12 protein-coding genes and 1 tRNA gene are annotated in these 19,136 nt (G+C 38.1%); 10 read left to right on the top strand and 3 right to left on the bottom strand.

The window, feature by feature from the left end; all coding sequences use genetic code 11:
• Nucleotides 1–15 precede the first annotated feature (15 nt).
• Genes FTV17_RS04640 through epmB form a run of 3 tightly spaced genes read right to left on the bottom strand, consistent with a single transcriptional unit; the run spans nucleotide 16 to nucleotide 5,009 of the window.
• Nucleotides 16–2,226, bottom strand: a complete 2,211-nt coding sequence (locus FTV17_RS04640) for an EAL domain-containing protein (protein ID WP_179998366.1) — start codon at nucleotides 2,224–2,226, stop codon at nucleotides 16–18.
• Nucleotides 2,223–3,980: a GTPase gene (locus FTV17_RS04635; RefSeq protein WP_179998365.1), complete on the bottom strand. Its 1,758-nt coding sequence runs from the start codon at nucleotides 3,978–3,980 to the stop codon at nucleotides 2,223–2,225. The genes FTV17_RS04640 and FTV17_RS04635 overlap by 4 nt, the downstream gene beginning before the upstream one ends.
• Before the next feature lie 12 nt (nucleotides 3,981–3,992).
• On the bottom strand, nucleotides 3,993–5,009 hold the full coding sequence (gene epmB / locus FTV17_RS04630; RefSeq protein ID WP_179998364.1) for an EF-P beta-lysylation protein EpmB: 1,017 nt from the start codon (nucleotides 5,007–5,009) through the stop codon (nucleotides 3,993–3,995).
• Nucleotides 5,010–5,356: 347 nt separating this feature from the next.
• Here epmB and efp point away from each other — a divergent pair, with 347 nt between their 5' ends.
• The 10 genes from efp (at nucleotide 5,357) to FTV17_RS04580 (ending at nucleotide 18,987) form a co-directional block, all read left to right on the top strand.
• Nucleotides 5,357–5,926 (top strand): elongation factor P, encoded by a 570-nt coding sequence (efp, locus tag FTV17_RS04625; RefSeq protein WP_179998363.1) that lies wholly within the window; start codon nucleotides 5,357–5,359, stop codon nucleotides 5,924–5,926.
• A gap of 170 nt (nucleotides 5,927–6,096) precedes the next feature.
• Complete coding sequence (locus FTV17_RS04620; protein ID WP_179998362.1) at nucleotides 6,097–8,190, top strand: carbon starvation CstA family protein; 2,094 nt, start codon at nucleotides 6,097–6,099, stop codon at nucleotides 8,188–8,190.
• Nucleotides 8,187–8,489: a YbdD/YjiX family protein gene (locus FTV17_RS04615; protein ID WP_179998361.1), complete on the top strand. Its 303-nt coding sequence runs from the start codon at nucleotides 8,187–8,189 to the stop codon at nucleotides 8,487–8,489. The genes FTV17_RS04620 and FTV17_RS04615 overlap by 4 nt, the downstream gene beginning before the upstream one ends.
• 127 nt (nucleotides 8,490–8,616) lie before the next feature.
• Entirely contained in the window at nucleotides 8,617–9,633 is a 1,017-nt protein-coding gene (locus FTV17_RS04610; protein WP_179998360.1) for a 2-dehydropantoate 2-reductase, read from the top strand.
• Nucleotides 9,634–9,731: 98 nt separating this feature from the next.
• Nucleotides 9,732–10,691: a MoxR family ATPase gene (locus FTV17_RS04605; protein WP_179998539.1), complete on the top strand. Its 960-nt coding sequence runs from the start codon at nucleotides 9,732–9,734 to the stop codon at nucleotides 10,689–10,691.
• A 10-nt stretch (nucleotides 10,692–10,701) separates the two neighbouring features.
• A complete protein-coding gene (locus FTV17_RS04600; RefSeq protein ID WP_179998359.1) occupies nucleotides 10,702–11,607 on the top strand; it encodes a DUF58 domain-containing protein in 906 nt (301 codons plus the stop codon).
• A gap of 27 nt (nucleotides 11,608–11,634) precedes the next feature.
• Nucleotides 11,635–13,647, top strand: a complete 2,013-nt coding sequence (locus FTV17_RS04595) for a DUF3488 and transglutaminase-like domain-containing protein (RefSeq protein ID WP_179998358.1) — start codon at nucleotides 11,635–11,637, stop codon at nucleotides 13,645–13,647.
• Nucleotides 13,648–13,673: 26 nt separating this feature from the next.
• Nucleotides 13,674–13,750: transfer RNA gene (locus FTV17_RS04590), tRNA-Val, on the top strand.
• 565 nt (nucleotides 13,751–14,315) lie between these two features.
• On the top strand, nucleotides 14,316–16,547 hold the full coding sequence (locus FTV17_RS04585) for an NADP-dependent isocitrate dehydrogenase (RefSeq protein ID WP_179998357.1): 2,232 nt from the start codon (nucleotides 14,316–14,318) through the stop codon (nucleotides 16,545–16,547).
• Between the two features lie 235 nt (nucleotides 16,548–16,782).
• A complete protein-coding gene (locus tag FTV17_RS04580) occupies nucleotides 16,783–18,987 on the top strand; it encodes an OsmC domain/YcaO domain-containing protein (RefSeq protein ID WP_179998356.1) in 2,205 nt (734 codons plus the stop codon).
• Nucleotides 18,988–19,136: the final 149 nt, after the last annotated feature.

Below are 19,136 nucleotides of genomic sequence, written 5' to 3'. Positions count from 1 at the left end.
GTCCAAAATTTGGAATTAACTTTGATCTTGAACATTCATGAGCTGATCCAATTTACGCTGGTAATAATCACCTTGTAAAAATCTCACGTCGACATTCCACGCGTTGGCAAAGCTATTCATATCATTGAGATTTTTGAGTAATAAATTGACTGATCGATGACTATTGAAGTATTCAATCGCCTGTTTAAAACGTTCAATACCTTCTTCAGTATTTAAATCATCTGTGAATTCTTCATGCAGCGTGAAATTCTGAATATTGGCAACTTTGAGAATGAGATTGCTACATTTACTTAATCCAAACTCACAAATGGCAATATCTGCACCTTGCGCTCTCAATACCTCAATCGCAGGCAGAATTTCATTTAAATGTTGAGCAATGTATTTTTCTTTAAACTGTAAAATCAGTGGTTGAGGTGCTTTTGCTCCTACAATCATGAGCAGTTTTGAAATTAATTCTGCCAATTGATGATGCTTTAAAAGAACATGGTGTCGTAAATTAATAATCAGTTTAGCTTCAGGATATTGTGTTAAAAAATTGTGCAGTTGCTTTGCTGCCTCAACCAAAATCCATCGGTCAATTTTAATAGACAACTCAGCGTCATCCACCAATTCTTCAATATCGTCCAATTGAATCCATTGGTTTTCAAAAATAAACCCGCTGCTTACTTCATAGGTATTAAGACTAGTGTCTTCTTTATCATAGATTTGTTGGAACTTTAGCGTAATTTGTTCACGTTCAAGAACTTTACGAAGATGTACTAGGATATCGCCGTGAACTTCGTCTGACTGTACAGGTTCTTCAATTGTTTGAAATACAAATTCTGTTGAATGATCAGGCTCTACTTCAGAAGAAGGTGTATTCAACTGAATAGAGGTCGGCTCATCTGCTTGAGTAACTTCAAAATGAATCTCTTCAATTTCTTCAAGCGTTGTCTCTAAAGCAGCATCATTGCTCAATAAATTGGGTAGGGGTGTGTTATAAGCATTTGCAATGAGCTGTTCAAAATTATCTACATTTAAATCTGACAGTTTGAAGAGACTATAACCAATTTTGACATGCTGTTGATAGGTTTGATCTCCCAGATTGACGAGTCTAGGTTTTTCAAGCGCATGTAGCGCAGAGAGTCTTGATTTTAGAACTTCAATCGTTTCAGCTTGAATGATAGTGGCATACAGGGCTGTTTCAATTTTAAATACAGCGCCATTGGTCTGTTCGAGAATAAAGTCTGAAAGTTTGCCGAAATAGCCTTTAAAAGTATCCCAATCAGAACTCAAGATATAGTCTGGACAAGTGGCTAGGCTGAAGATGACCAAAGCATTTTCTTGAGCAGGGTGTTCTTCAAGATGTTGTAAAATTTTTGCCAATGTTGTGTGTGGTGCAATTCTATTGTCTTGATGAGGTGCAGTCTCAAGTTGAGGACTAATTGAATGGTCACTTTTTTGAAAATGCGTTGAAATCGTAATTTCAATGACTTGATTTTGATCTGTAGGATTACATTCAATTTGGACTGGATTTTGATGTGTTAACTGTGGATTAAGAGAAACCAGTTCAAAAGGACCGTACTCAAATTTACCGAAAGCTAATTTTTTAAATCGTGCTTTAAAAGATTGAATATCCTCAGGTTGTATTAAATCAATGAGCGGGAATCCAATAACGTCATCACACGTGTTGAAGCCAAATAAATGCGCAAACTCATGGTTGCATTCAACGACAATCCCTTCTTCAATGATTGCAACTGCTTTTTTATGCTCTTCGATCCAATTTTGTTTAATTTGAACATTGTGTTTCAGTTCATCCGTTAATTGCATCTGATTTTTTTGTAAGCGACTAAAAGCCAATGCTCGAATAATTTTAAGTAAACATTGTTCAGGTTGATCAATATTTAAAACATCATAGATGCCCATCGAAATGAGTTTTACTTCAGACATTTCTAGAGCTTCTGGAGCTAGATAAAGTGTTGGGGTAAAAGCGTTATCAGAATCTGCAAGCAGTCGAAGAAAATGAGTTAAGGTCAGTTCATAGGCACGACCAAACAGAATTAAATCCCAACCTAAATGAAGTTGCTTTTCAAGACTCACTTGATCATCGAGTAGCACAGCTTCTACCTTGTACTCGCGTTTTTCGAGTAAAGAGATAATATGGTTATAACGAATCTGGTTATCATCGACAATGAGTAAGCGCATTCCAGATTGCTTTAATTGTGTTGATAGAAGTAGGTTTTTCACTTCAATGCTTCCCATACGTCTTGAAAACGATTTGATTCAATGTTTTGATGTTGTAAAAATTCATCAATCAAATATTGCTGCTCATCATTAAATAATTCAAATTCAAATTGAACAAAACTTTGTGTGATGAGCATGGTCTTTATCAATTCTACTTTGATATCTTGATCAGTTAAGCGTAGATAAATAGATTGTTGTTCTTTGAAAAACTGTAAATTTGGCAAAATAAGAGAATGCTGTGGAGCATCAATCTTCAAGGTTTGTACAAATAAACATGGATGATAATTAAAAGAACTTCGATCTGTATAAACTTTTGCGGCGCAAGGGTGGATGTCGGGTCCAATCACTTCAAGCCCAAGTTCATAGCTTTTTTTAACAGATTGTTTAATCCAACGAATTACACCACCTTTCCATTTGCTGTTCACCCCCTCATTGATCAGGATAAATTCACCAGTTCTCAAATTTGGAGGTGCTTCTTCTTCTAACCAACGTACGCGATAGCCATTTAAACTGATATCTAAAACTTGAGCCGCATGGATTTGACGTGCCTGTTTATCTAGAACTTTGTTTGATTTGTCTGTATAGGCATCTGGGTAGTCATTTAAATATGTAAACGCAAACTCGTCTTCTGATTTTGATTTAGGCGGTGTTAGTCGCAAGGTTTCGCTAAAAGTTTTGGTCTTTGAGAGATAATAATGTGCGGTAAGTAAACTGAAACAGAGTTGTAACTGAGCGGAATGTTCATAACGTTCATGTCTGCGCTCAATGGTCGAGCCTAAAACATTTTGTACATGAAATTTAAGAGGCGCAGTTAAATATGCTTTCTCTTTCTTAGATAGATATTCATTGTCCTTTTGAATGGTTAAGTTTACATGCTCAAGCAACGATTGTGTCGCTACGAAAATGTTTGGTTTAAAACTCTCATGGTGTTTTCGGTTGTAAACTGGCGGATGATCTTTAGTGGTATCAATAACGTAACGAGATAAAGCGGTTTCGCGTGGTAAAACTTGCACTAGTTGTGCCCAATCCGCTGTGCATTGATAGAGCGCGTAGATCTCAGAAGGACGAATTTGGTGAGTATTAAATATTTCTAATAATAAGACTTGGGCATAGCATTGTTGAATATTTTTTAAAGCGTGATGAGTGCCTTGCAATAAATTAATATTCACCGTGTGTTCTTGGTTTTTTAATGCCAAATCATACAGATAATGGGTCATTAACCATTGCTTAGACAAGGCAGAACGATAAAGCATCTGTTGTTGTACTAGCAATAAACCCAATTGTTGAAGAGCGTAATAACTGGAAAGGAGTCGTGCAGTTTTCACATTACGCTTTTGAGCAAACTTCAAAATAGAAAACTTTTGTTGTTTTAGCTGCATTTCACTGCGCTGTGCAATATCTATGTAGATATCAGCAAATAATGTTCTCAAGCGAGTGGTTAATTCTATAATATCTTTATTGCGATCTGATAGAAAAAGACCTTGATTTAAAAAATTTTTTTCAAGTCTCTCTAAAATATTTTCGATCAAAGGGTGTAGCGCTTGAATAAGATCAAAGCGTAATGTTTCCGAGCATTTGAGTTCAGCGATTTCATAGAGGGCTTTCAATACCGCTTCAGAGGTGTCACCTAATTGCATAATTGAAAGTTGAGATGCCCAAAAACCCAAGTCCTGAACATTTGCATTTGCAAAACTCAGTTGATCTCGAGTCAAGGCAGTAGGATAGTGAAAAATTTCTGAAATCTGAGCCTGAAGCATGTAAATGAGTCTCTAAAAAGTGGCAACTCCATAAAGCGGTGTTTTATTCTGTTCTCCCGCAATTTCTCTAACCAGCTTTGGAACCAAGTATCCAGGCAACCTTGCCAAAACCTCTTTATAGATTGAATCAATAGATTCACTTGGTAAATCAAAATGCTGAGCACCTTTCACTTTATCTAGCACATGTAAATAATAAGGCATCACACGCGCATCAAATAATCGATGATTTAGATCAACCAAAATATCAGGATGATCATTGATACCTTTTAATAACACAGCTTGATTCAACACCAAAATATTTTGTTGTGAAATTTGCATTAATTTCGAAGCGGTAAAGTCATCAATTTCAGCAGCATGGTTTGAGTGTACCACTAGAATAATACGTAGCCTACTGTTTTTTAAAAGAGAAATAAGTTCATCATCAAGCCGATTTGGAATAACGATTGGAACTCGAGAATGAATACGCAAAATTTTAAGATGTGGAATTGAACTTAATCTGTCGATCCAAATAGCAAGTTTACGATTTGAAAGTGTTAGGGGATCCCCTCCGCTTAAGATCACTTCATTGATTTCTGGATGAGCGAGTAAGTAGTCTTGTATTTTTTCCCAGTCGTCATTTTTAGGTAAATTTTCTTGATATGGAAAATGACGTCTAAAACAATAACGACAATGAACAGCACAGGCACCTGTTAAAGTCAGTAAAAAACGTGACTGATATTTATGCAATACGCCTGGAATTAAATTGGCAGCCTCCTCATCAAGGGGGTCTGTCACAAAATCAGGATGTTCATTTAACTCTAGATGATGAGGGAGTACCTGAAGTAACAGTGGGTCATTAGGATTTGATTTTTGCATCTTCGCGACGAAGGCACGAGGGACTCTTAATTTGAATTGGGCTGATGCCAAAATTGCACCATGTATTAAATCTTCAGGTTGCAATTCCAAGAGTTCAATGAGCTCATGTGGGTCAGTGATTAAATCGCTGAGTTGATTTTGCCAATGTTGCTCTTGATACAAATAGTGGGTCATAAAGTTTAAATTTAGAGGGAGATGAAAGGCTTCATTTTAAATCAAAACCCATTGAAAAACTCAGTTGTGTCCTGATTAAGTCTTCTTTATTGAATGTCGGGATGAAAATACTCAAGCCTAAAGATGATCAAATTAAGTCTACAAAAGTAGTTCTGCATGGAACTTAGACAGCTTAAACGTTGTATTTCGGAATTTATCATTGCGGCAGAGTAGGTTGGTCATTTAGAATACGCAACATAAATGCATGTGCATGTGGCATATCATGCACCTGTCAGACTTGCTAAATGACAGTGTAGCAGCCCATCGCATTAATAGATTAAAGTTAGTAAGTTTGGAGTGAGCCTCTCATGGCCTATTATTCTACGAACGATTTCAAGTCTGGCCTTAAGGTAATGCTTGATGGTAACCCATGCTCAATCATGGAAAACGAATACGTTAAACCAGGTAAAGGCCAAGCGTTCAACCGTGTTAAATTACGTAACCTTAAATCAGGTAAAGTATTAGAAAAAACATTCAAATCTGGTGATTCTTTAGAAGCTGCAGATATCGTAGAAGTAGAAATGGACTACTTGTACAACGACGGTGAAATGTGGAACTTCATGGATCCTGTGACTTTCGAGCAAATTGCGGCTGATAAAGTTGCAATGGGTGATGCTGCGAAATGGTTGAAAGACGATTCAAACGAAAAATGCACAATCATGTTGTGGAATGGTGTTCCTTTAACAGTGAATGCACCTAACTTTGTGGTATTAAAAATTGTTGAAACTGATCCAGGCGTACGTGGTGATACTTCTGGCGGTGGTGGTAAACCAGCGAAACTTGAAACAGGTGCTGTAGTACGTGTTCCATTATTCGTTCAACAAGAAGAAAGCGTTCGTGTTGACACACGTACTGGTGAATACTTAGAACGTGCATAATGGTGTAAATTTATACTATTATCGAAAGGGATGATGACAATCATCCCTTTTTTTATGCCAAGGTCTAAGGTAAAGAAGAATTATTGAGGAGTATAGTCGTAAGGGAAAACAGCAGTAACACGAATAATAAAATTGAGCTGATTGCAAATACGAAATAATGAGGGTTTGATATGGATCAAATACAACCGAAGTCATCCATGGCTTCGAAATTGATTTGGGTTATTGTGGCCATAATCGGTGCAGTATCCTTTGGAATATTAGCGGTTAGTCGTGGAGAACATGTCAACGCAGTTTGGCTCGTACTCGCTGCAGTCTGTGTTTACAGTATTGCATATCGTTTTTATAGTTTATTTATTGCAAATAAAGTATTCGAGTTAAATGCTCGGCGTTTAACACCTGCGCACCGTCTAGCAGATGGTCTAGATTATGTGCCTACAAATAAAAGTGTTCTGTTTGGTCATCACTTTGCTGCGATTGCAGGTGCTGGTCCGTTAGTTGGGCCTATTCTTGCTGCGCAAATGGGTTATTTACCAGGAACGATTTGGCTGTTAGTCGGTGTTGTACTGGCAGGTGCAGTCCAAGATTTTCTAGTTTTATTTATTTCTACACGCCGTGACGGACGTTCACTGGGTGAAATGGCAAAACAAGAACTGGGTTCATTTGCAGGAATTATTGTGATGCTTGGCGCATTAGGGGTAATGATCATTATCCTAGCTGTGCTTGCACTCGTGGTGGTTAAAGCATTAACCAATAGTCCATGGGGTGTGTTTAGTATTGCTGCCACCATTCCAATTGCATTATTTATGGGCGTATATATGCGATATATCCGTCCAGGAAAGATTGCCGAAGTTTCAATCATTGGCTTTGTACTGATGATGCTCGGTATCATCTACGGTGAAAATATTGCTCAACATCCTTATTGGGGGCAATTATTCACTTTATCTGGTACAGAGTTAACATGGGCATTGATTATCTACGGTTTCATCGCTTCTGTATTACCAGTATGGTTGTTATTGGCTCCACGTGATTATTTATCGACTTTCTTGAAAATTGGCGTGATTGCAGGTTTAGCATTGGGTATCGTATTTGCGATGCCTGAATTAAAAATGCCTGCAATTACCCACTTCGTAGATGGTACGGGACCTGTATTCTCTGGATCACTTTTCCCATTCTTATTTATTACCATTGCCTGTGGTGCAATTTCAGGTTTCCATGCACTGGTTTCATCAGGAACTACACCTAAGCTCGTAAATAGTGAGCGCGATATTCGGATGATCGGATACGGCGGTATGCTGATGGAATCATTTGTCGCAATCATGGCGATGATCTGTGCAACGATCTTGGATCCAGGCGTTTATTTTGCCATTAACTCACCAGCTGCGGTGATAGGAACGACGGTTGAAAGTGCCGCAGAGGCGGTACGTAATTTAGGATTTGTGGTTACACCTGAAGCTTTAACACTACTTGCTCAAGAGGTTGGTGAAAGCACAATTCTTTCTCGTACTGGTGGTGCACCGACGTTTGCGATTGGTATGGCGCACATCATCACTGAAATTTTTAATAGTCGTGAAATGATGGCATTTTGGTATCACTTTGCGATCTTGTTTGAAGCGCTATTTATTCTAACTGCTGTTGATGCAGGAACACGTGCTTGCCGTTTTATGGTTCAAGATACTGTAGGTATCGTTGTCCCTGCGGTTAAAAACTCTAAGTCGTTTGTGGGCAACTTGATTGGTACTGCCGTTGCAGTCTCAGGCTGGGGTTTCTTTGTATATCAAGGCGTAGTTGATCCACTGGGCGGTATTAATAGTTTGTGGCCATTATTTGGTATTGGTAATCAAATTTTAGCTGCGATGGCGCTGATGCTAGGTACTGTCATTTTGTTCAAGATGAAGAAAGAAAAATATGTGTGGGTCACCATTGTTCCAACGATTTTCCTATTCGTTACAGCGATGACTGCTGGTTGGCAAAAAATCTTCCATGAAAATCCAAAAATCGGATTCTTGGCACAAGCAGATCGTTTCAATGCGGCTATTGAGCGAAACGAAATTTTAGCGCCTGCGAAATCAATTGCGGAAATGCAAACTGTTGCTTTATCGAATCAGATTAATGCTGCGTTGTGTGCATTCTTTATGATTGTTGCTGTAGTGATGTTATTTGCTGCTATTAAAGTGATTCGTCGTGCTTTAGCAAATCCACAGCCAACGGCTCAAGAAGCTGAAGCAATTTATACAGATCAAATCCCTGCAGGAGAGACCAAATGAGTTTGAAAGAACAAATTCGTCAAAAGCTGGCATTGGGTAAAATCATTAAATTCACGATTTTGGCTCAGCCGAAGAAGTTTTTAATGTTGAATGGAATCAAAACAGTTCAACTGATTTGGCAGCGGCTACAACAAAGTTTTCGTTTAATGGTGGGTGTGCCAGATTACCAAAACTATGTAGAACATATGAAAAAGCATCACCCTGAGTTAGAACCAATGGATGAAAAAACTTTTCATCGCTATTGTGTCGATGCACGCTATCCAAGTGCAGCAGGCGGTATGAAGAAATGTCCATGTTAATTTTCTAGCTTTAAATAAAAAAACGGCACTGAGGTGTCGTTTTTTTATTTGTTTTAATTGTATAAAACCTGACAAATTTATTGTTCTGAAACTCGTATACTCTTGATCAATAACAAAGGATAAAAACATGAAAATTGGAATTTATGGTGCTGGGTCGATTGGGTGTTATATCGGTGGAAGAATGGTCGCAGCAGGCCATCAGGTGACATTTTACTGTAGGGAAAGAAGCTATCAAAAATTAAGCAAAAATGGGTTGGAGCTCAGTGATTTAAACGGCTACCATCATAAGCTCACTCCAGATCAATTAAGACTTACAACAAATCTAGCAGAAGTCTTAGACATGGACTTAGTCATGATTTGTGTAAAATCAGCAGCGACAGAGCAAGTGGCATCTGAAATACGAAGCTGTGACACTCTCAATAAACCACGTCTCATCAGTTTTCAAAATGGGGTGAGTAATGTTCCACGGTTAAAAAAAATGCTGCCAGAATGGGAAATTATGGAAGGAATGGTTCCATTTAATGTCGCAGAACTCAAACCGTCTCATTTTCATCAAGGTTCTGATGGAATATTAATGATAAAAAAATTTGCAGAAAATAATCAGCTAAAAATAGTGTTAGATGCGGCGAAACTACAAGTTGAATTCCGTGATGATATGTTAGAGGTACAGTGGGCTAAAGTCTTATTCAACTTGAACAATTCGATTAACGCTTTATCTGGTCTAACTTTAAGAAATCAACTTACTAATCGAATGTATCGAAAGTGCCTTGCTCAGGCACAGTTAGAGACGATTCAAATTTTAAAGCAGGCAAATATTCAACCCGCACAATTAACGCCTGTACCAGCGAACATCATTCCTCATATTCTTCAACTTCCTAACTGGTTGTTTAAGTTGATTAGTCGCAAAATGTTAGCCATTGATCCACTAGCTCGTTCATCTATGCAGGATGATCTGAATTTAGGGCGCACGACGGAGGTTGATTGGATTAATGGTGAAGTAGTCAGACTTGCCAATACACTCGGGGTGAATGCACCGATCAACAGCTATTTTATTGAACAGATCAAGCTAGCGGAAAACAATAATTCAAGCCTTCAAATTGGACCTGAAGAGATGCTCACACAGTTGAAGCTTATTCAGCATTAAGTTTGATACTGATTCTTTAATACACTGATTATTAGAAATATTTGAGAAAATAAAAAAAACCTGTATGGTAGAAATATACCGTTTTGGAAATGTAAATGATGATTTGGGGAATGAAGCAGAGTGTTCAATCAAAAGATATTATACAGCCTGAGTTAGAATCTCAGATTCAATCATTTACTCCCAAAATTTCATTATTTCTAGAACAAATCAATCAAATTGTTTTGGATAAAAATACGCAAACTGAATTGGCTTTATGTAGTTTAATTGCAGGTGGTCATATTTTATTTGAAGACTTACCTGGATTGGGTAAGACCACATTGGCCAGTAGTTTGGCATCTTTATCAGGTTTATCATTTCAAAGAATCCAATTTACCAATGATATGCTCGCCAGTGATGTGATTGGCGTGAATGTTTTTAATCAAAAAGAGCATCAGTTTGAATTTAAGTACGGACCTGTCTTTACCCAAGTGCTTTTGGCAGATGAAATTAATCGTTGTAGTCCAAAGACACAGAGTGCATTACTAGAGGCGATGGAAGAGGGCTACGCCACGATTGATGGACAGCGTTATGCTTTACCTCAGCCTTTTTGGGTGATAGCAACTCAGAATCCACTCTTTCAAAGCGGGACTTATGCACTACCAGAGTCTCAGTTAGACAGATTCCTCATGCGGTTATCTCTTGGCTATCCATCTCGCCATGCAGAAAAAATACTTCTTCAACAAGAATCACGTGCCAAATTAATCGCACAGTTGATCCATGTATTTAATGAGACTGAAATACTAAGATTGCAATCCTTGACTCATCAAGTCCATTTAAGTGATGCAATTCAAGACTATTTATTGGATTTGGCTGCGATAACACGAAAAAGTGCGCATGGTTTATCGACGCGTGGATTATTGGCTTTAAAACGAGCATCACAAGCGAGAGCGATCGTGCATGCCAGAGCCTTTGTCATTCCTGATGATGTAAAAGCTGTATTTTCAGCAGTATGCGCTCATCGATTAAACTTGAGTGATGATGAGACGGTCTCCCTAATGAATCAGGTTAAATTGATTTGAGGGCATGCAGGTGACCAGTATCTGGAAGCAATGGTTAAAAAAAAGATTTCGGTTTGGGCAGAGTAAAAAAATTGGTCAACGCGATATTTTGATTTTTATTTATCAGCAAGGTTTCTTGTATCTTGTGTTGATTTTGATCACATTTATCGCGGGTATTAACTATGCCAATAATTTGATATTAGGTTTCTGCTTTTTAATTAGTGCGATCTTGTGCATTAGTTTTTACATCACCTTTAAACAATTACATGGTCTTGAGATAGACATCATTACTGATGAAGTCGGACAGGTAGGGCACTCGATTTTATTTAAAATTTACTTGAATCAACCTTATTCATATTCACGTTATTTATCGATCTCCATCGATTCTGAGACACAGCACATTCACATTGACCAAAAACAGTCTGAATGTGTTATACCGATTCATGTTGATCAACGAGGACAGTATAACTATCCCGATATACACATTGCTTCAGTGTATCCATTTGGTCTTGTTCGAGCTTGGACTTATATCTTTCATGGACGACATGCATGGATTGCACCACAAGCCAAAATAAATCCGAATACAAGCTTTTCAAATGCATTTGTATTGGATCAGGAAAAAGATGAGTTTAAAGAATTAAGAAGTTTTCAGGTCGGCGACTCATTACAAAGTGTATCTTGGAAGCAGGCTGCTCGTGGACAAGGTTTGTATATTAAAGTTTTTGAAGAGCATCAACAAGATCGATGTGTTGATATTCATTATCATCATATGCCGTCAGTCGAGCATGAAGAAAAGCTCAAATATATGATGGGTGTGGTGGAGCAGTGTGAGCAATTACAAATCCCTTTTAAGCTGGTGTTACCTCATGCCGAATTGAATCAAGGATTTGGAACTGAGCATATCAAGCAGGCTAAAACTCTGCTTGCTCAGGCATAAAGTGTGAAATAGAAAATAGGTTTAGATATGGTACATCCTAAAGTTTCACAATCCATGCTATTGAGTTTGGCACTCATTTTATTTATCCAGATTATTTATCTGCCTTATGCTTTAATTTTGGTGCTCTGTATTGAGCTTATATATTTATGGCATATTCAAAAAAGTAAAAAAAATGTCTCCAAAACAATAAAATTTAGTTTTACAGCAATTGCACTTGGCGCGATTTATCTGCATTACCATACCTTTGTTGGTGTTGAGGCAGGGGTAGCATCGCTGACAACTTTTCTATTTGCAAAAGCATTAGAAACTCAAAAAAAACGTGATTTGATCATCGTTTTTAATTTTGCCTTATTCGTGGCGGCAAGTACGTTTTTATACAGTCAAACGTTGTATGTTGCTTTGGGAGTGGTATTGTGTTTAGTGAGCTGTTTTGTAGGACTGTATAGAATTCAAACCGCGGAGTTTCTGTCCACTTCTGAAACTAAAAATGGCTTAAAGCACGATATCATTCATGTCGGTAAATTCATCGGATTGGCAATTCCTTTTTTTATATTGCTCTTTATTTTTTTCCCACGATTACCTCCGCTTTGGCATATCCCGATTCAACAAAATAAGGGAATGACAGGAATCAGTGACTCTATGTCCCCAGGTGACATTGCGGAGCTGTCTCAGTCAAATGAATTAGCATTTCGTATTATTGGTGATATCACAAAATTACCGACGCGTTCAGAAATGTATTGGCGAGCTTTGGTCTTAGATCAATATGATGGTCAAAAATGGACGAGTCATGGATTTAATAGAGGGCTAAACGAGGTAAACTCTTATCAACTTTCTAATTTAAATCAAAAAGTTGAATATCAGTATTTGGCTAAAGATCCTTCTGTAGAATGGATCATGGGATTAGAACAATCTGTACCTCAACAACGAAATTATTATCTCCGTTATGATGGTGGTATTTCAGTTCAACGACCTATTCAAACGGCTCAACCCATAAACTTAGTTTGGTTAGGGCGTGGGACGAAAATAAATCATGAACTTAATCAATTTCAAACGCAGTATTACACCCAGTATCTCCGTCAGCGCGATATCAAAAGTCAAAGTTTAGCGTGGGATTTATTTGTTAAAAGTGGAGAGCAGCCAGAGCGTTATATCCAGCAAGTTTTAGACTGGTTTAAGCAAAATAGCTTTCAGTATTCTTTATCTCCCGGTGTTTTGAGTGGTGATCGGATAGATGCATTTATGTTTAATTCACGACAAGGATTTTGTGAGCATTTTGCTTCTAGTTTTGTCATGATGATGCGTTATGTCGGTATTCCTGCCCGAGTCGTGACTGGTTATCAAGGAGGTCAATTTGCGCCAGACCAAAAAAGTTGGGAAGTGAGGCAGTTAGATGCACATGCTTGGACTGAAGTATATTTTGGAGGTCAATGGCAGAGGATTGATCCCACTGCAATGATTGCTCCAGAGCGTATTGACCAGGGAATGCAAAGTTTAATTCAAAATAACCAAACACTTTACTCTGAGAATAAAAATTGGTCAGTTGCAAAATATCCTTTTTTGACAAAAATTCGCATATGGAGTGATTACGCAAGTTATCAATGGCAAAGTAAAGTTGTTGGATATAACGCTGATCAACAGCAGAGTTGGATGACAAAATTTGGAATTCATTCAGTTGCTTCAGTGCTTGTGATTATCCTTGCAGGCTCACTGATCATATTAGGATGTTATGCGCTATGGATGTTGAGAAAAAAGAGAAAACACTATTCACAAATTGATTGGGTACTTCATGTTTTCAATAGAAAATTAGAACTTCACAATCGCCGTTATTCTTACGAAACGGTTCGACAATGGTTGGAAAGAATTTCATCACCTTTAAGTCAAAATGATAGAGCTGTTTTCCTCGAAATTATCATTCTGTACGAGCGCTTAAGTTATTCACAATCGAGTATTTCTAAACAAGAGTTCGCAAATTTTAAGTCAATGATTAAAACTTGTTCACATCTTTTGGTTAAATATGAAAAAGGCTTGTCAGCCAAGTGATTTTTGCATAAGATGCGAAGCATTCTAGGTGTATAGCTCAGTTGGTTAGAGCGCTACGTTGACATCGTAGAGGTCTCCAGTTCGAGTCTGGATATACCTACCAAGATTTAAAAAAAGGGCTTAAGTATTTTACTTAAGCCCTTTTTTCGTAAGCAAGACATTACTTCTTTATTTAAAAGTAAAGTATTCGTTATCACTTGCTCTATCAAGAAAAATTGCGTTTCAAAAATCTCTAAATTTGATATTAAATTATATATTTTAAGTATAAATACCCAAAATGCTTTAATCTAAATATTGGGTATTTCCGTAATTTATTAATATACCCGTACATTAACACTTACAATAACGCCCGAAATGTACGCTTTTGCCATCCTGTTTAAATATGAGACACGTATAATGTTCATATTACAGGGAAGTTGAGATCAACGTTCATTACCAGTTCTTCACTTTTCATTCAGAAGTAATGAAATTCATACAGTATTATCAAACTAAAAATGGATACTATTTTGTATGTTATTTCATCAAAATAGCGTACTAAAAGCTTATTTCATTGACTGAAATGCGACGAAGAACGATACTCTCAACGTTTTAATTTAAGCAAATCGGTTCTAAGAGACTGGACCAAAAGTTCGGTGCTCTGTAACTCAATCCAAAGCAAGGGGCTATATATGGCTGGTGGAAAGTCAACTATCATCTACACACTGACCGACGAGGCGCCATTACTGGCGACTTACTCACTACTGCCGATCATTGAGACCTTTACTAAGCCTGCTGGTGTTGAGATTGTAAAAACTGACATCTCAGTTGCAGCACGCGTGCTCGCTGAATTCTCTGAATACCTTAGCGAAGAGCAGAAAGTATCAGACAATCTTGCAGAATTAGGTCGTCTTACACAAGATCCAGACACAAACATCATCAAACTTCCAAACATTAGTGCATCTGTAGCTCAGTTGACTGCATGTATCAAAGAGCTTCAATCAAAAGGCTATGCAATTCCAGATTATCCTGAGAATCCTACGACTGAAGAAGAAAAAGCACTCAAAGCACGTTTTGGTAAATGCTTAGGTTCAGCAGTAAACCCAGTGTTGCGTGAAGGGAACTCTGACCGTCGTGCGCCTGCTGCTGTTAAAAACTATGCGAAAAAACACCCACATTCTATGGGTGAGTGGAAACAGTGGTCACAAACTCACGTTTCTCACATGGATGAAGGTGACTTCTATCACGGCGAAAAGTCTATGACTTTAGATCGTCCTCGCAATGTGAAAATGGAATTGATCACGAATTCTGGTGAAACCATCGTTCTTAAAGACAAAGTTGCACTGCAAGACGGCGAAATCATCGATTCTATGTTCATGAGCAAGAAAGCACTTTGCGACTTCTATGAAAAAGAATTAGATGATTGTAAAGAAGCGGGCATCTTGTTCTCTTTACACGTTAAAGCAACCATGATGAAAGTTTCACACCCGATCGTATTCGGTCACTGTGTGAAGATTTATTACAAAGAAGCGTTCGAAAAACACGGTAAACTGTTCGACGAACTAGGTATTAACGTAAACAACGGTATGGCTGGTCTTTACGAGAAGATCGAAACTTTACCGACTTCTTTACGTGAAGAGATCATCGAAGATCTACACGCATGTCAAGAACACCGTCCTGCTTTAGCAATGGTGGATTCAGCAAAAGGCATCACTAACTTCCATTCTCCAAACGACGTGATCGTAGATGCTTCTATGCCTGCAATGATCCGTGGTGGTGGTAAAATGTGGGGTGCTGACGGCAAGCCTTACGACTGTAAAGCAGTAATGCCTGAATCTACATTTGCACGTATTTACCAAGAAATGATCAACTTCTGTAAGTGGAATGGTAACTTTGATCCACGTACAATGGGTACTGTACCTAACGTTGGTCTAATGGCTCAAAAAGCTGAAGAATACGGTTCACACGACAAAACTTTCGAAATCGCGCAAGCTGGTGTTGCTAACATCACAGATATCGAAACTGGCGAAGTTTTAATGTCTCAAAACGTGGAAGAAGGTGATATCTGGCGTATGTGTCAGGTGAAAGATGCACCGATCCGCGACTGGGTAAAATTAGCTGTAACACGTGCACGTAACTCTGGTATGCCAGCAATCTTCTGGTTAGACCCATACCGTCCACACGAAAACGAATTGATCAAGAAAGTTCAAAAATACTTACAAGATCACGATACAGATGGTCTAGACATCCAAATCATGTCTCAAGTACGTGCAATGCGTTACACACTTGAACGTGTTGCTCGTGGTCTAGATACAATCTCTGTAACGGGTAACATTCTACGTGACTACCTCACTGACTTGTTCCCAATTATGGAGCTTGGTACTTCTGCGAAAATGCTGTCTATCGTGCCTTTAATGGCGGGTGGTGGTATGTACGAAACTGGTGCAGGTGGTTCAGCACCTAAACACGTACAACAACTTGTTGAAGAAAACCACTTACGTTGGGATTCTTTAGGTGAGTTCCTTGCACTCGCTGTTTCACTTGAAGAGCTTGGTATTAAAGAAAACAACCCTAAAGCTAAACTTCTTGCGAAAACATTGGATGCTGCAACTGGTAAATTACTTGACAACGACAAATCTCCATCACGTCGTACAGGTGAGTTAGACAACCGTGGTAGCCATTTCTATTTAGCGAAGTTCTGGGCTGAAGAATTAGCAGCTCAAGACGAAGATGCTGAATTAAAAGCGACATTCTCTACTTTAGCGAAGACTTTAGCTGAAAATGAAGAGAAGATCGTTGCTGAACTTGCAGAAGTTCAAGGTAAATCTGTTGATATCGGTGGTTACTACGCAATCGATCAAGAGAAAGTAAATGCAGTTATGCGTCCAAGTGCAACTTTAAATGCTGCTATTGCAAGCATCTAATAATACTTAATTTGAACTGAATTTCAGTTTGGCGGATTAAAAAAGCTGGTACTTCGGTACCAGCTTTTTTTTATTAAAATTTTTGTAAATAAAACACTGATAACGCCTAATTAGAGAGAGCTTAAGGGGAGGATTTAAAAAACTTTCATTCAATTTGCAAGCATTTCTGATTACAATGCGTTTTAATTTATTTTTAACTTATCTAGCTGTTTGGATAAGTTCTGTAGGTGCCCGCATGGAAATCAAAGTCAATTATCTCGACAATCTTCGACAGGAAGCAAAGTTCGACGATTTCACGGTTATTGCCGATCAACCTATTCGTTATAAAGGTGATGGATCTGCACCAGGCCCATTTGACTATTTTCTTGCGTCTTCAGCATTATGTGCAGCTTATTTTGTAAAGGTGTATTGTGCTGCACGAGATATTCCTACAGAAAATATTCGATTATCCCAAAATAATATTGTTGATCCAGAAAACCGTTATAAACAAATTTTTAAAATTCAAGTCGAATTACCCTCAGATATCTCTGAGAAGGATCGACAAGGTATTTTACGTTCAATCGACCGTTGCACTGTAAAAAAAGTCATTCAAACAGGTCCTGAATTTGTTATTGAGGAAGTTGAAAGCATTGATGCGGATGCTCAAGCTTTACTTATGCCAAATATTGCCAAGAAAAATGTGACTGTTATTCCGGGCAAAGATTTACCGCTTGAAGAAACGATTGCCAACATGTCTGCAATTTTGGCGGGCTTAGGGATGAAGATTGAAATTGCGTCTTGGCGGAATATAGTGCCAAACGTATGGTCTTTACATATTCGCGATGCACAAGCGCCAATGTGCTTTACCAATGGTAAAGGTTCCACGAAAGAGAGTGCCTTAGCATCTGCATTAGGCGAGTTTATTGAACGTTTGAATTGTAATTTCTTCTATAACGACCAATTTTGGGGTGAAGAAATCGCAAATGCTGAATTTGTGCATTACCCAGATGAAAAGTGGTTTCAACCAGGTCCAAATGGTGAATTGCCATCAGAAATTTTAGATGAATATACACTTGAAATTTACAATCCTGAAGATGAGTTATTAGGTACACATCTGTACGATACAAATTCTGGAAATACTGAGAGAGGTATTTGTTCGTTACCATTTGTGCGCCAGTCAGACGGTGAGATTATATATTTCCCTTCAAATTTGATTGAAAATTTGTATCTGTCAAATGGTATGAGCGCAGGAAATACCTTGGCTGAAGCACAAGTACAATGTTTATCTGAAATATTTGAGCGTGCGGTGAAGCGCGAAATTTTAGAGGGTGAAATTACCCTGCCAGATGTACCTGAATATGTTCTAGCAAAGTACCCAAAAATTGTTGAGAGTATTAAGGGGCTTGAGGAGCAGGGTTTTCCTGTGCTGGTCAAAGATGCTTCATTAGGTGGGAAATTCCCAGTCATGTGCGTGACATTAATGAATCCAAGAACGGGTGGTGTTTTTGCATCATTCGGAGCTCATCCAAACTTTGAAGTTGCTTTAGAACGCAGCCTAACAGAGCTTTTACAAGGTCGTAGTTTTGAAGGTTTAAATGACTTACCACGTCCTACTTTCAATAGCCATGCACTGACAGAACCAAATAACTTTGTGGAACACTTTATTGATTCATCGGGCGTTGTATCTTGGAGATTCTTCAGTTCGAAATCTGATTATGATTTCGTAGAGTGGGATTTCACCAGTCAGGGTGAAAATACAAATGCTGAAGAAGCTGAAAAGATGTTCAATATCCTAAAAGAAATGGGTAAAGAAGTTTACATGGCTGTATACCAACATTTAGGTGCAACTGCATGCCGAATTCTAGTGCCAGGTTATTCTGAGGTGTATTTGGTTGAGGATCTGGTTTGGGATAATACAAATAAAGCTTTAGCCTTTAGAGAAGATATTCTTAACTTACATCGTTTAGATGATGAGCAGCTCGAAGCTTTGCTAGAGAAACTTGAAGAAGTTGAAGTGGATGACTATACCGATATTATTACCTTGATTGGTGTTGAATTTGACGATAATACGGTGTGGGGTCAGTTAACTATTCTTGAATTAAAATTATTGATTAACTTAGCTTTGGAAAATTTCGAAGAAGCGAAAGACCAAGTAGAACAGTTCTTACAATACAACACCAATACTGTAGAGCGCGGTTTATTCTATCAATGCATGGATGTCGTTTTAGAAGTATTGTTAGATGAAGAGATGGAAATTGAAGACTACGAACCGAATTTTAGACGTATGTTTGGAGATGAGAGAGTCGATGCTGCAATAGGCTCAATCGAAGGTGATGTACGTTTTTATGGATTAACGCCAACCAATATGCAACTCGAAGGTCTCGATCGTCATTTAAAACTCATTGAGAGCTATAAGAAGCTTCATGCTGCCAGAGCGCGTTTTGTTTCTCAACAAAACTGATCGAATGAAAGGCCACTAAGAATATAGTGGCCTTTTTATACTTTTAATGAACCGCAATTCGATGCATTTAGGTGGGTATTCAATTTTTTATAATAAAATGAAGTGGTTATGAAAAGTACTGATAGTATTTATTAAAAATAGTAATTTAT

The organism is Acinetobacter sp. YH12239 (genome assembly GCF_013417635.1).
Taxonomy (GTDB): Bacteria; Pseudomonadota; Gammaproteobacteria; order Pseudomonadales; family Moraxellaceae; genus Acinetobacter.
Note: the sequence above shows the minus strand (reverse complement) of the source record. Positions and strands in the feature narration are given on the sequence as shown.

Excerpts from the sequence above, each read along its gene's own strand:
- FTV17_RS04635 (WP_179998365.1), bottom strand. The coding sequence starts at position 3,980 with ATGCTTCAGGCTCAGATTTCAGAAATTTTTCACTATCCTACTGCCTTG.
- epmB (WP_179998364.1), bottom strand. The coding sequence starts at position 5,009 with ATGACCCACTATTTGTATCAAGAGCAACATTGGCAAAATCAACTCAGC.
- efp (WP_179998363.1), top strand. The coding sequence starts at position 5,357 with ATGGCCTATTATTCTACGAACGATTTCAAGTCTGGCCTTAAGGTAATG.
- FTV17_RS04620 (WP_179998362.1), top strand. The coding sequence starts at position 6,097 with ATGGATCAAATACAACCGAAGTCATCCATGGCTTCGAAATTGATTTGG.
- FTV17_RS04615 (WP_179998361.1), top strand. The coding sequence starts at position 8,187 with ATGAGTTTGAAAGAACAAATTCGTCAAAAGCTGGCATTGGGTAAAATC.
- FTV17_RS04610 (WP_179998360.1), top strand. The coding sequence starts at position 8,617 with ATGAAAATTGGAATTTATGGTGCTGGGTCGATTGGGTGTTATATCGGT.
- FTV17_RS04605 (WP_179998539.1), top strand. The coding sequence starts at position 9,732 with ATGATTTGGGGAATGAAGCAGAGTGTTCAATCAAAAGATATTATACAG.
- FTV17_RS04595 (WP_179998358.1), top strand. The coding sequence starts at position 11,635 with ATGGTACATCCTAAAGTTTCACAATCCATGCTATTGAGTTTGGCACTC.
- FTV17_RS04585 (WP_179998357.1), top strand. The coding sequence starts at position 14,316 with ATGGCTGGTGGAAAGTCAACTATCATCTACACACTGACCGACGAGGCG.
- FTV17_RS04580 (WP_179998356.1), top strand. The coding sequence starts at position 16,783 with ATGGAAATCAAAGTCAATTATCTCGACAATCTTCGACAGGAAGCAAAG.